Source organism: Methylobacterium sp. DB0501 (assembly GCF_011043735.1).
GTDB lineage: Bacteria > Pseudomonadota > Alphaproteobacteria > Rhizobiales > Beijerinckiaceae > Methylobacterium > Methylobacterium alsaeris.
Window position 1 is genome coordinate 179,637 of record NZ_JAAKGV010000015.1, and the last position, 13,288, is coordinate 192,924.

Genomic DNA, 13,288 nt, shown 5'->3' on the forward strand with positions numbered 1-13,288 from the left:
TCACCGCGTCGCCTGCTCCAGGAACCGCACCAGCGCCGCCCGGTCCTCCTCCGCGGAAATCGTCTGCTCCGGCATCTTGGTGCCGGGGGTGAAGCGGGCGGGGCCGACCTCGAACAGCCGCGCGATGGTCTCGGCATCCCACACGATGTCGTGCTGCCGGAAGGCGGGGGAGTAGGAATAATCCGGCACCGTCGCGATGCGGCGTCCGAAGACGCCGTGGAGGGTCGGGCCGGCGCGGTTGCCCCCGTCCTGCGTCAGGGTGTGGCAGGCCTCGCAGGCGCGGAAGACCTCGGCGCCGCGGTCGCCCGCATAGGCGGCGAGCGGGTCGGCCGGGCGGCCCATCGCCAGCGGCCCGACCGGCTCGCCGGTGCGCAGGTCCCAGCGCCGCACCAGCCGGTCGCCGCCGCCGGTGACGAGTTCGTCGGCGCCGCGGAAGGCGAGCGACCAGACCGGCAGGCCGGGCCCGACCAGGGTGAGCCGCACCCGCGCCTCGGCCCGGTCGACGACCGCCACCGCGCCGCCGACCGTGGCGGCGGCGATCCGGCGCCCGTCGGGGGAGAGGGCGAGCGCCACCACGGGCCGCGGGCCGATCTCCAGGCTCGCCCGCACGGTCCCGTCCGGGCGCAGCAGGCGCAAGCCGCCATCGGCACCGGCGGCCGCCACCTCGCCGTCGGGGGCCGCCGCCACGGCGTTGACCGGCGCTTCGAGCTGCACCGTGAGCGGCGGCCCCGTCTCGGGCCAGATCCGGACCGTGGCGTCGTAACCCGCCGTCACCAGGCGGCCGCCGGGCAGGAAGGCGACGCCGTTGACCGGGCCGCGATGACCCTCCCGCACAAGCGCCGGAGACCCGTCCAGCGGCGTGACCCGGGCGGTGCCGTCCCAGGACGACGAGGCGATGCGGCGCCCGTCCGGCGCGACCGCGAGGCCGGAGACCGGGCCTGCATGGGAACCGAGGATCCGCTCCGGCGCGGGGCCGTCGCGCCACAGGGCGATGCGGCCGTCCTCGCCCCCGGTGAGGAGCCCGCCATCGGGCAGGAGCGCCACGGCGTTCACCGCCCCGTCATGGATGCGCAGGATCCGCAAGGCGGCCCCGTCCTCGACCGACCACAGGATCGCCGAGGCGTCGAAGCTGCCCGAGAGCGCCCGGCTCCCGTCCGGCGTCACGGCGAGCGCCCGCACCGGCCCGCCATGGCCACGCATCGGCACCTCGGCGCGGGCGGAGGTGCCGGGAAAGCCCGGGAGCAGGAGGGCCGTGAGGAACGCCGCGAGGGCGGGTCGGAGAAAGGCGGGCATGGCAGGTCCGGATGGGTCAGAGCCGGTCTACGCGCCCGGATCCCGGGCGGGAAAGGGGCCGGAACGCCACGGCCCGGCGCGGGCCCCGCCATGCCCGCGGATCCGCCCCGATGGGTCGCGACCTCGCCTCCGGAACGCAGGGGCCGTGTCCAGTGGAGCCTTTCTCGATGCGCCGCCCCTCGTCGACCGGGCGGACTGGAAGGGCCACGCCGAGTATTGGCGTGCCCCGATCATCGACGCCGACCACGGCTCGCCCGCCGGGGACGGCACGGCTCCGCGTCGCTTCGACGGACCGTCGTTCGGGCCCTTCGCCTCGACTGGGCTGGGGGGTGGAGATGCTGAACCGGTGGCCGCAGCGGAATTTCGAAGGCACACGGTCCGCCGGTTTGGTGCTGCCGGATCCCGGCGCGGACGCTCCGGAGGGCTGACGGGGGAGCGGCCCCGCGGCATTTTCTCCCGCCGGGCGCCCCGCCCGGTGCCGAAACCTTGATCCCGGCCGGCGCTTGGCCCATCGGCTCAGCCCTCCGTCCCGGGATCAGGACAGCCCGAATGGCCACGCCGACCTGCCCGGGCGCCCGCCGGTGATCCCGCGGGCGCCCACGACCGCGCTGATGCCCGTCGCCGAGGCGGCGGCGGCGCTCGCCCGCCTGGCGCGCCCGGTCGCGGTCGTCGAGGCGGGCCTGCGCGAGGCCGTCGGCGCGGCGGCGGCGCGGGATCTGGTGGCGGAGGGCCTGCCGCGCGACCGCATCGCCCTGCGGGACGGCTGGGCGGTGAACGCGGCCGCTATCGTCGGCGCCTCGCCCTACGCACCGGTGCGGCTGGTGCGGCCTCCCGCCTGGGTCGAGGCCGGCGACCCGCTTCCCCCCGGCACCGACGCCCTGCTGCCTCCGGAGGCGATCGGCGCCGACCCGCTGGAGATCGAGGCCGAGGCCGCGTCCGGGGAGGGCACCCGCGCACCCGGGACCGAGCTGCCGGCGGGCGCCCGCCTCGTCGCGGCGGGCGAGCGGGTGACGCCGCTCCACGGCCTCGCCCTGGCGGCGGCCGGCCTCGACCGCATACCGGTGCGCCGCCCGCATCTGCGCCTGCTCGCGGCCGCGCCCGACACCCTGTCGCCCTTGCTCCGGGCGTGGATCGCAGCGGGGGGCGGCACCGCCGAGGCGGCCTTCCGGCCGGCGGAGGCCGAGGCCCTCGCGGAGATTCTGGCGGAGGCCGTGGTGCGGCCGGGTGCCGACGCCGTGGTGGTGATCGGCGGCACCGGGCCCGGCCGGCGCGACGCCGGGGCCGAGGCCCTGGCCCGGGCCGGGCGCCTGCACGCCCACGGCCTCGCCCTGCGCCCCGGCGAGAGCGCCGGCTTCGGCGAGGCAGGGGGACGGCCGGTGCTGCTGCTGCCGGGACGGCCGGATGCCTGCCTCGCCGCCTGGCTCGCCCTCGGGCAGCCGCTGCTGGCGGCCTTGGCCGGCGCCGCGGCGGACCCGCCGGCCGTCCTCCCGCTGACCCGCAAGGTCGCCTCCGTCATCGGCCTCACCGAGGTGGTCTTCCTGCGCCGCGTGGCGGCGGGGGCCGAGCCGCTCGGCGGGGCCGAGATCCCGCTGCACCGGCTGGCCCGCGCCGAGGCCGCCCTGCTGGTGCCGCCGGCCCATGAGGGCTATCCCGCCGGGACCCCCGTCGAGGTGCTGCCGCTGTGACCGCTCCCCCTGCCGATTCCTTCCTCGCCCGCCTCGCCGCGGCCTCGCGCCAGGAGCAGTTCCTGGCGGTGGCGAGCCGGGACGAGGCGATGGCGCGATGGCGCGCGGCCGTGCCGCACGCACCCCTGCCGCCCGAGACCGTGCCGCTCTGCGAGGCTCTCGGCCGGGTGCTCGCCGCCGACATCGCCTCGCCGATCGACGTGCCGCCCTTCGACCGCGCCCTCGTCGACGGCTTCGCGGTCCGCAGCGCCGACACCGAGGGGGCGAGCGAGGCGGATCCGCGCCGCCTCGTCCTCAACCGCGAGATCCTGGCCTGCGGCGTCGCGCCGGCGCTCACGGTCGGCCCTGGCACCGCCACCCCGATCGCCACCGGCGGCGTGCTGCCCCGGGGTGCCGACGCGGTGGTGATGATCGAGGCGACGGAGTTCGAGGACGAGCCGGAGCCGGCGATCGCCCTCGCGCAGGCGGCCGGCCCGGGCCGGTTCGTCGGCTATGCCGGGGCCGACATGGCGCGGGGCGAGACGGTTCTGCGCCGCGCCACCCTGGTCACCGCCCGCGAGATCGGCATGCTGGCGGCCTGCGGCCTCGCCGAGGTCCCGGTGGTGCGCCGGCCCCGCGTCGCCGTCCTGTCGACCGGCGACGAGCTGGTGGCACCGGGCCGCCCCCTGGGGCCGGCGCGGCTCTACGATTCGAACGGCGCCATCGTGGCGGCGAGCGTGACCGAGAATGGCGGCGTCGCGGTCCCGGGCGGCATCGTGCGGGACGACGAGGCGGCGTTGCAGGCCGCACTCGAGACGGCCCTCGCCTCGGCGGATCTCGTCGTCCTGTCGGGCGGCACCTCGAAGGGGGCGGGCGACGTCTCGCACCGCATCCTGTCGCGCTTGAGCGAACCCGGCATCCTGGTCCACGGCGTGGCGCTGAAGCCCGGCAAGCCGCTCTGCCTCGCCAAGGCCGGCGACGTGCCGGTCGTCGTGCTGCCGGGCTTCCCGACCTCGGCGATGTTCACCTTCCACGAATTCGTGGTGCCGCTGATCCGGGCGCTCGCCGGGCTGCCGGCCCGCGAGGAGGAGACCGTGGAGGCGCGCCTGCCGCAGCGTCTGCCCTCCGAGCTCGGCCGCACCGAGTACGTGATGGCGGCGCTCTCGCGAGCGACCGACGGCAAGGGAGGGGAGGGATTCGTGGCGCTCCCCCTCGCCAAGGGCTCCGGCGCCGTGACGGCGTTCTCGCAGGCCGACGGGTTCTTCGCCGTACCGGCGAACCGGGCCGGCATCGAGGCCGGCGAGACGCTGCTCGTGTCCCGGATCGGCCGGGCGGCACGGCCGCCGGACCTGATGATCGTCGGCAGCCACTGCCTCGGCCTCGACCGGCTGGTCGGTCATCTCGCCGCGCGCGGCGTCTCGGCCCGCACCCTCTGGGTCGGTTCCGCCGGCGGGCTCGCGGCCCTGCGCCGGGGCGAGTGCGACCTCGCCGCCATGCACCTCCTCGATCCGGAGACCGGGCGCTACAACGCGCCCTACCTCACTCCCGGCCTCGCCCTGGCGCCGGGCTGGCGCCGGCTGCAGGGCGTGGTGTTCCGCCGGGGCGATGCCCGCTTCGCGAGCGGCTCGGCGGAGGGCGCGGTGGCGGGCGTGCTCTCCGAGGGCGAGGCCGTGATGGTCAACCGCAACACCGGCGCCGGCACCCGGGCCCTGGTCGAGGGGCTGCTCAACGGCGCCCGGCCCGCCGGCTACTGGAACCAGCCGCGCTCGCACAACGCCGTCGCGGCGGCGGTGGCTCAGGGCCGCGCCGATTGGGGCGTGGCGATCCGGACGGTGGCGGAGGCCTACGGCCTCGGCTTCCTGCCGCTCACCGAGGAGCATTACGACTTCGCCTATCGCGAGAGCCGCCGCGACGAGCCGGCGCTCGCGACGTTCCTGGCCCTGCTCGACGATCCGGCGCTGGCCCCCGACCTCGCCGCCCTCGGCTTCACCCGGGGAGACTGACGATGCGGGTGATGGGCCTCGCCGGCTGGTCGGGAGCGGGCAAGACGACGCTCCTCGTGCGGCTGATCCCGGTCCTGCGTGCGCGGGGCCTGCGCGTGGCGACGCTCAAGCACGCCCACCACGCCTTCGACGTCGACCAGCCGGGCAAGGATTCGTTCCGCCACCGCGAGGCCGGCGCCAGCGAGGTGATCGTCTCGTCGAGCCGGCGCACCGTGCAGATCCGCGAGGTCGAGGAGGAGGCGCGCCTGCCCGACCTGCTGCGCCGGCTCGGCCCTTGCGACCTCGCGGTGGTCGAGGGCTTCAAGCGCGAGGCGCATCCGAAGCTCGAGGTCTACCGCCACGCCAACGGCCGCCCGGCCCTCCATCCGGACGATCCCCGCATCGTCGCGGTGGCGAGCGACCATCCCTTCCCGGAGGCGGGCCGGCCGGTCGTCCCCCTCGACGCGGTCGAGGCGGTCGCCGATATCGTGCTGGCGCGGTCGGAGCCCCTCGCCGCGGTCCTGGAGAGGCTGGAATCATATGGCGCAGCTGACTGACGATTGCTTCGCCTTCGGCGGTCCGCTGCTCTCCGTCGAGGAGGCGGCCTCCCTGATCGCCGGGCGGCTGCCGGTGCTGGCCGGGACCGAGACCGTGCCGCTGATCGAGGCCGACGGGCGGATCGCCGCCGCCGACCTGCCGGCCGGGCTCGACCTGCCGCCCTTCGACAATTCCGCCGTCGACGGCTACGCCGTGCGCTTCGCCGACCTCGCGACCGGGGCGGAGACCGTGCTGCCGGTGCGCGGGCGCCTGCCCGCCGGCACCGCACCGGAGACCGCCGCGGTCGCGGGATCGGCGGTGCGGATCTTCACCGGCGCCGCCATGCCGCCGGGGGCCGATACGGTGTTCATGCAGGAGGACGTGCGGCGCGAGGGCGACGCGGTCGTCCTGCCCGCGGGCCTGAAGCGGGGGGCCAACCGGCGGCTGGCCGGCGAGGATGTCGGCCGCGGCAGCATCGTGATCCCGTCCGGCCGGCGCCTGACCCCGCCGGACCTCGCGCTCGCCGCCGCCACCGGCCACGCCCGGATCGCGGTGCGCCGCCGCCTGCGGGTGGCGGTGTTCTCGACCGGCGACGAGCTGGCCGAGCCCGGGGCGGCGCTGAGGCCCGGGGCGATCCACGATTCGAACCGGGTGCTGCTCGTCGCGCTTTTGCGCCGCCTCGGGGCGGAGGTGAGCGACCTCGGCATCCTGCCCGACGACCCCGCCGGCCTGCCGGAGAGGCTGATGGCAGCAGCCGGCGGCCACGACCTGATCGTCACCTCGGGCGGCGTCTCGACCGGCGAGGAGGACCACGTCAAGGCGGCCGTGGAGGCGGTCGGCCGGCTGGTGTTCTGGCGCCTCGCGATCAAGCCGGGCCGGCCGGTGGCGATGGGGCTCATCGGCGACACCGCCTTCGTCGGCCTGCCGGGGAACCCGGTCGCGGTCTACGTCACGCTGCTCTTCGTGGTCCGCCCGCTGCTGGCCCGCCTCGGCGGCGCCGTGCTCGACGCCCCCCCGAGCGAGCCCGCCCGCGCCGCCTTCGGCTACGCCAAGAAGGCCGGGCGGCGGGAATACGTCCGCGTCTCGCTGAGGCGGGGGGCGGACGGGGGCGTCGAGGCGGTGAAGTTCCCCCGCGACGGCGCCGGCATCCTGTCCTCGCTCACCGGCAGCGACGGTCTCGCCGAGTTGCCGGAGGCGGTGACGAAGGTGGAGGAGGGGGACCGGATCGCAGTGTTCCGGCATCCTCTGCTGTGGTGAACCGGGGATGACGGGCCCTCGACCGGCCCGGCACTCTGGATGAGGCTCGGGCCCCCATGCTAGAGCCGACCGATCATGGGACCGGAAGCCCGTGACACCTGCGTCAGTGCGGGTCATGGGTCGGCGCTCCAGATGGGTCCAACGGCACTCGACGCCCGCTTGCGCGGCCTCCTCGACCGCCTTCGCACCACCGTCGTGGCTCGCCGGCCGTCCCTCCTCGTGCGGGCCGGGATCCCGGTGCTCGTCGTCGGCGGCATCGCGCTCCTGCGGGCGGCCTTGTTCTCCGAATTCGCCCCGTGGTTCCTGTTCACGCCCGCCGTGGTCCTCATCGCCCTGCTGCTCGGGGGTGCCGCCGGCCTGTGGGCCACGGTCCTGGCGGCGGCCTTCGCCGGCACCGTGCTGCTGGCGGCGCCGCCGGTGGGCGAGCTGTCGCTCACGCAATGGGTCGCCTCGGCGGTGTTCATCGTCACCACGGCGGGCCTCGTCGGCCTGGTGGTCGCCCTGCGGCACGCCCTGATCGAGGCCGAGACGTCGCACGCGGCCCTGACGCGGAGCGCCGCCGCGGCGGCGGAGCGCGAGGCCTTCGTGACCAACGTGCTCGCCGCCTCGACCGACTGCATCAAGGTGCTGGACCTCGACGGGCGGCTGACCTTCATGTCCGAGGGCGGCCAGCAGGTGATGGAGGTGAGCGACTTCAACGCGATCCGCGGCTGCCCCTGGCCCAGCTTCTGGACTGGCCAGGGTCATGACGAGGCCGTCGCCGCCCTGGCGGCCGCGCGGGAAGGGCGGGCGCGGAGCTTCGTCGGGCGGGCCTGCACGATGCGGGGGACGCCGAAATGGTGGCACGTCGCGCTGAGCCCGATCCGCAACCCGGACGGTACCTTCGACCGGATCCTGTCGGTCTCGCGCGACATCACCGCCCTGCGCGAGAGCGAGGATGCCCGCGACCACTTCGTCCGGCTGGCCGAGAACAGCACCGACTTCATCGGCATGGCGCAGACCGACGGCCGGATCGTCTACCTCAACGGGGCTGCCCGGCGGATGGTCGGCCTCGACGACGCCGGCCCGGCGGCGCTGACCCTCACCGATCTCGTCCAGCCGGAGCAGGTTGCGCTGGTCACGGCCGAGGTGCTGCCGGCGGTCGAGCGCGACGGCCATTGGTCCGGCGAGCTGACCTTCCGCGATTTCCGCACCGGCGCGACGATCCCGGTCCTGTCCTCGCTGTTCCCGGTCACCGACGGCGAGGGGCGGGTGGTCGGCACCGGCACGGTGACCCGCGACTTCCGCGCCCGCAAGCAGGCCGAGGAGGAGTTGCGGCTCCTCAACGGCGAGCTCGCGCACCGGCTCAAGAACGTCCTCGCCGTGGTGCAGTCGGTCACCCGGCAGACCTTGCGCAGCGCCACCGACATGCGGCAGGCGAGCGAGGACCTGTCGTCGCGGCTGGTGGCGCTCGGCATCGCCACCGACGTGCTCACCCACGCCTCCTGGCGCTCGGCCGACCTGCGCGACCTGATCGAGGGCGCGCTCGGCCCCCACGGCGAGATCGGCGGGCGGATCCGGCTCGCCGGGCCTGCCCTCACCCTTCAGCCCCAGGTCGCCGTGGCCCTGGCGCTGGCCCTGCACGAGTTGGCGACCAACGCGTCGAAATACGGCGCGCTGTCGAACGATGCCGGATTCGTCGACCTGCGCTGGCACGTGCAGGGGGAAGGCGAGGGGGCGCGGTTCCGGCTCGACTGGCGCGAGCGGGGCGGCCCCCCGGTGACGGCACCGACCCGGCGCGGGTTCGGCAGCACCCTGATCGAGCGCTCGCTGCGCTCGTATTTTGGCGGCACGACGGACATCGCCTATCGCCCGGACGGGCTGGTCTTCACCCTCGACGCCCCCTTGCGCGAGGCAATCCTGACGAGCGACGAAGCGTAGAGCCTGTTTGACTTGCTCGACAATCTTGACACCCGCCTCGTCGTCCTGGGGCTCGCCGCCGGCGACAACCCGGGACGACGAGGCGAGGTGGACTCGAGCGGCCAACTCGCACAGGCACTCATACCGATGGCTCAAGATGCCGACGCATCGGGCCATTGGACCCATCTCGAATTTTCGATGCCGGGCCAGAGGCTTGGCAAGAATTCGAGAACAGGACCAAAGGTCGTTGTCAACGACCGTTGGTTGTCAGCGCTTCACTTCGGACTGATCCTCGGGGTCGGGTCGCTCACGCGGACGGCATGCTCGCATGCGCTCGATGCCGTCCGGAATGCATCGCGAAGGCGATGGCCGCTCCACGGCAGTCCGGCGGATGGTCGGATCCGATCAGGCTTCGTCGCTATCGGGACATCTGCACGATCGCCCGGTCCGCATTCACCCGGGCCGCCCAGTCCTTCGCCCGGTCCTGCCCCTTCAGGTCGACGAGCCGCGCCCCGCCGACATCGGCATTCCTGAAATCCGTCCCCGCCACGGTCGTACCGGTCAGGTTCGCCCCCGACAGGTCCGCGCCGATCAGCACCGCGTCGGTGAGGTCGGCGCCGTGCAGGTCGGAAAAATCGAGCCGGGCGCGGCCGAGATCGGCGCCGCGCAGGTTTGCCCCGGACAGGTTCACCGAGACGAACACCGTCCGCATCAGGCCCATCGACTGGTTCCGGAGATCGGCGCCGCCCTTCAGGCCGGCGAGGTTCGCGCCACTCAGGTTGGCGCCGCGGAAATCGCCGATCGGGTTCGCGCGGGTGAGGTCGGCGCCGCTGAAGCTCGCGTCGCGGGCCGTGATGCCGAACATCCGCGCGCCGACGAGCCGCGCGCCGGAGAGATCCGCCTTGAGGAACCAGGATTGCTCGAGATTGGCACCGCTGAGATCGGTCCCGCGCAAGGTGGCCCTGTTCAGGCGCGCGGTGCGCAGGTTGGCGCCCCGCAGGTCGAGCCCGGAAAGGTCGAGGCCGGACAGGGCCTTGCCCGAGAGATCGACCGGCCCGCCCCTCGCGATCAGCGCCTCGATCTCGGCCCGGCTCATCTCGGCCTTGGTCATCGCCGCGGAGGCCATGTCGGCGCCCAGCAGCATGTCCTGCTCGGCGTCCGCCGGGCCTGCGGCCAGGAGCGCGAGCGCGGCGCAGAGGGTGAGGGCGCGCATGGTGTCACTCCCGTCGCATTGCGGCGCCACGTCGATCGGGCGCCTGCCGGTTGCCCGCAATAGAGCATTGCGAGCGCGTCGGGGCGAGGCCGACTGATGGCCGAGAGCCCGTTCACCCTCGGGCGACGGAACTGCCACACCCCTGATCATTCCGGGGCCGCGCAGCGGAGCCCGGGATGCCGCGGTGGGGATGATCGCTGTCCGGGCCTGTCGGTCCGGCCCGGGAACGATCGGGCCGGCTTTCAGCCGGCCCGATCGCCTCACCTCAATGCCCGTGCACGTGCTCCCGCGACGGCTCCGGTGCCTGCACCGTCCCCGGCGCCGCATCGAGGTTCTCTTCCCTCACGCGCTTCCTCTGGAAGAACCGCATCGCGACGACGAAGAAGACCGGGACCAGGATCACCGCCAGCACGGTGGCGGAGATCATCCCGCCCATCACGCCGGTGCCGATCGCCTGCTGGCTCTTCGAGGCCGCGCCGGTCGCGATGGCGAGGGGCACGACGCCGAAGATGAAGGCGAGCGAGGTCATCACGATCGGACGGAAGCGCAGCCGCGAGGCCTCGACCGTGGCAGGCACCAGCTTGGTGCCGGGCTTCCAGAGCTCACGCGCGAACTCGATGATCAGGATCGCGTTCTTGGCCGACAGGCCGATGATCGTGATGAGGCCGATCTTGAAGTACACGTCGTTGGGCATGTCCCGGATGAGGACGCCGGCGACCGAGCCGATCACGCCGAGCGGGATGACCAGCATCACCGCGAGCGGGATCGACCAGCTCTCGTAGAGCGCGGCGAGGCACAGGAACACGATCAGCACCGACAGGGCGAGCAGCAGCGTCGCCTGCGAGCCGGCCTGCTTCTCCTGCAGCGACTGGCCGGTCCAGGCATAGCCGAAGCCCTTCGGCAGCTGGGTCATCAGCCGCTCCATCTCGGCGATCGCCTCGCCCGAGGTGAAGCCCGCCGCCGGCTCGCCGGTGAAGCGGACCGACTGGTAGCCGTTGAAGCCGATGATCTGGGCCGGGCCGACGCTCCACTTCAGATGGGCGAAGGACGACATCGGCACCATCGTGCCCTGCTGGTTCTTGACGCCGTAGTTCAAGAGGTCGGTGGCGTTGAGGCGCTGGCCGTCCTCGGCCTGGACGATCACCCGCTGCATCTTGCCCCGGTTGGGGAAGTCGTTGGTGTAGACCGAGCCGAGATTGACCTGGATGGTGTCGTTGATGTCGGCGAAGTTGACGCCGAGCGCCGCCGCCTTCTCGCGGTCGATCACCAGTTCCGCCTGCGGCGCGGGCGGCAGGCCCTCGACATAGACGTTCTTGAGGAGCGGGCTCTTGCGGGCGAGCGAGAGCAATTGCTCCTGCGCCGCCACCAGGGCCGCGTAGCCCTTCTGGGCCCGGTCCTGGAGGCGGAAGCTGAAGCCCGAGGCGTTGCCGAGGTTGTCGATCGGCGGCGGCTCCAGCGCCTGGATCACCGCATCGCGATAGCCCGCCATCGCCTTGTTGGTGCCGGCGACCAGCGCCGCCGCCGACTGGTCCTTGCCGCGCTCCGACCAGGGCTTCAACGTGACGAAGGCCTGCGAGGTCATCTGGCCCTGCCCTGAGAACGAGAAGCCGTTGACGATCGTCACGGTCGCCACGCCCGGCTGGGCCAGCAGGTACTCCTCGGTCTTCTTCACCGCCGCCAGCGTGCGGTTGAACGAGGAGCCCGGCGGGGTCTGGATGTCGACGGTGAAGAAGCCCTGGTCCTCGACCGGCAGGAAGCCCTCGGGCAGGCGTGCGAAGGCGTAGGCCACGCCCGCGACCAGGATCAGGTAGACCACCATCATCCGGCCGGCCTTCCTCACCGCCCAGGCGACGCCGCGGCCGTAGCGGGCGGTCTCGCGGTCGACGATCCGGTTGAACCAGCCGAAGAAGCCGCGCTTGGCGTGGTGGTGGCCGGCCTCGACCGGCTTCAGCAGCGTGGCGCAGAGCGCCGGGGTGAGCGAGAGCGCCAGGAAGGCCGAGAAGGCGATCGAGGTCACCATCGCGATCGAGAACTGGCGGTAGATGATGCCGACCGAGCCGGGGAAGAACGCCATCGGGATGAACACCGCGACGAGCACCAGCGTGATGCCGATGATCGCGCCGGTGATCTGGCCCATCGCCTTGCGGGTCGCCTCCTTCGGCGACAGGCCCTCCTCGGTCATGATCCGCTCGACGTTCTCGACGACGACGATCGCGTCGTCGACCAGGATGCCGATGGCCAGCACCATGCCGAACATGGTGAGCACGTTGATCGAGAACCCGGCGAGCAGCATGATCGTGCAGGTGCCGAGCAGGGCGATCGGCACCACGATCGTCGGGATCAGGGTGTAGCGGATGTTCTGGAGGAACAGGAACATCACGATGAACACCAGCACCACCGCCTCGACGAGGGTGTGCAGCACCTTCTCGATCGAGGCCTCGACGGCGGGCGTGATGTCGTAGGGGATGTCCCACTTCACCGTGTCGGGGAAGAACTGCGACAGTTCCACCATCTTGGCGCGGATCGCCTTGGCGGTGTCCAGCGCGTTGCCGTCCGGGGCGAGCGTCACCGAGATGCCGGCGGCCGGCCCGCCGTTGAGGCGGGTGGTGAACTTGTAGTCCTCGCCGCCGAGCTCGATGCGGGCGACGTCGCGCAGGCGCACGGTCGAGCCGTCGGGATTGGCCCGGAGCACGACCGCGCCGAACTCCTCAGGCGCCCGCATCTGGCCCTTGACGGTGATGGGATAGTTGACCGCGTTGGTCTCCGGGCTCGGCTGGGCGCCGACGGCGCCCGACGCGATCTGGACGTTCTGGCGCGTGATCGCCTGGGTCACGTCGGAGGCGTTGAGCGACAGGCCGCGCAGCTTGTCGGGGTCGATCCAGACGCGCAAGCTGCGCTCGGTCGAGTACAGGGTGGCGCGCCCGACGCCCGGGATGCGGCGGATCTCGTTGATGACGTTGCGGATCAGGAAGTCGCCGAGCGCCACCTCGTCCATCGACCCGTCCTTGGAGACGAGGGTGATGATGTTGAGCGTCGCCGCCGAGGCCTCCTCGACCAGGATGCCCTGCTGGCGCACTTCCGCAGGCAACCGCGCCTCGACGCGCTTGAGGCGGTTCTGCACCTCGACGCCGGCATAGCCCGGATCGGTGCCCGGCTCGAAGTTGGCGGTGATCTCGACGACGCCGAACGAGTCGCTCGCCGATTCGAAGCTCTGGATGTTGGCCGCGCCGTTCAGCTCATCCTCGATGAGGCGCGTGGTGCCGGTATAGAGGTCCTCCACCGAGGCGCCCGGGAAGGCGGTGGAGAGGGCGATCGAGGGCGGCGCGATGATCGGGTACTGCGCCACCGGCAGCATCGGGATCGTGAGCACGCCGCCGAGGCAGATGAACAGTGCGACGACCCAGGCGAAGATCGGCCGGTCGATGAAGAAGCTGGCCAAGGTG

At 73.2% G+C, this 13,288-nt stretch carries 8 protein-coding genes; 5 read left to right on the top strand and 3 right to left on the bottom strand.

The genetic code is table 11. The features are described from left to right. Nucleotides 1-1,293 (bottom strand): c-type cytochrome, encoded by a 1,293-nt coding sequence (locus G4G93_RS21905; protein ID WP_165087135.1) that lies wholly within the window; start codon nt 1,291-1,293, stop codon nt 1-3. A 611-nt stretch (nt 1,294-1,904) separates the two neighbouring features. On the opposite strand from G4G93_RS21905, the gene G4G93_RS21910 reads away from it, so the two are divergent. From G4G93_RS21910 to G4G93_RS21930, 5 genes are all read left to right on the top strand, one after another. Then, nucleotides 1,905-2,978: a molybdopterin-binding protein gene (locus G4G93_RS21910; RefSeq protein ID WP_206289937.1), complete on the top strand. Its 1,074-nt coding sequence runs from the start codon at nt 1,905-1,907 to the stop codon at nt 2,976-2,978. Then, on the top strand, nt 2,975-4,960 hold the full coding sequence (locus G4G93_RS21915; RefSeq protein ID WP_165087137.1) for a molybdopterin biosynthesis protein: 1,986 nt from the start codon (nt 2,975-2,977) through the stop codon (nt 4,958-4,960). Before G4G93_RS21910 ends, G4G93_RS21915 begins: the two co-directional genes overlap by 4 nt. A gap of 2 nt (nt 4,961-4,962) precedes the next feature. Further along, a complete protein-coding gene (gene mobB, locus G4G93_RS21920) occupies nt 4,963-5,496 on the top strand; it encodes a molybdopterin-guanine dinucleotide biosynthesis protein B (RefSeq protein ID WP_165087138.1) in 534 nt (177 codons plus the stop codon). Further along, on the top strand, nt 5,480-6,733 hold the full coding sequence (gene glp, locus G4G93_RS21925; protein ID WP_165087140.1) for a gephyrin-like molybdotransferase Glp: 1,254 nt from the start codon (nt 5,480-5,482) through the stop codon (nt 6,731-6,733). Before mobB ends, glp begins: the two co-directional genes overlap by 17 nt. A gap of 132 nt (nt 6,734-6,865) precedes the next feature. Then, nucleotides 6,866-8,653, top strand: a complete 1,788-nt coding sequence (locus G4G93_RS21930; RefSeq protein ID WP_165087142.1) for a PAS domain-containing protein — start codon at nt 6,866-6,868, stop codon at nt 8,651-8,653. A gap of 397 nt (nt 8,654-9,050) precedes the next feature. On the opposite strand, the gene G4G93_RS21935 is transcribed toward G4G93_RS21930, so the two are convergent. Both G4G93_RS21935 and G4G93_RS21940 read right to left on the bottom strand, forming a co-directional pair. Beyond that, complete coding sequence (locus tag G4G93_RS21935) at nt 9,051-9,845, bottom strand: pentapeptide repeat-containing protein (RefSeq protein ID WP_246736934.1); 795 nt, start codon at nt 9,843-9,845, stop codon at nt 9,051-9,053. A 265-nt stretch (nt 9,846-10,110) separates the two neighbouring features. Then, entirely contained in the window at nt 10,111-13,284 is a 3,174-nt protein-coding gene (locus G4G93_RS21940) for an efflux RND transporter permease subunit (RefSeq protein ID WP_165087144.1), read from the bottom strand. Between the last annotated feature and the right edge of the window lie 4 nt (nt 13,285-13,288).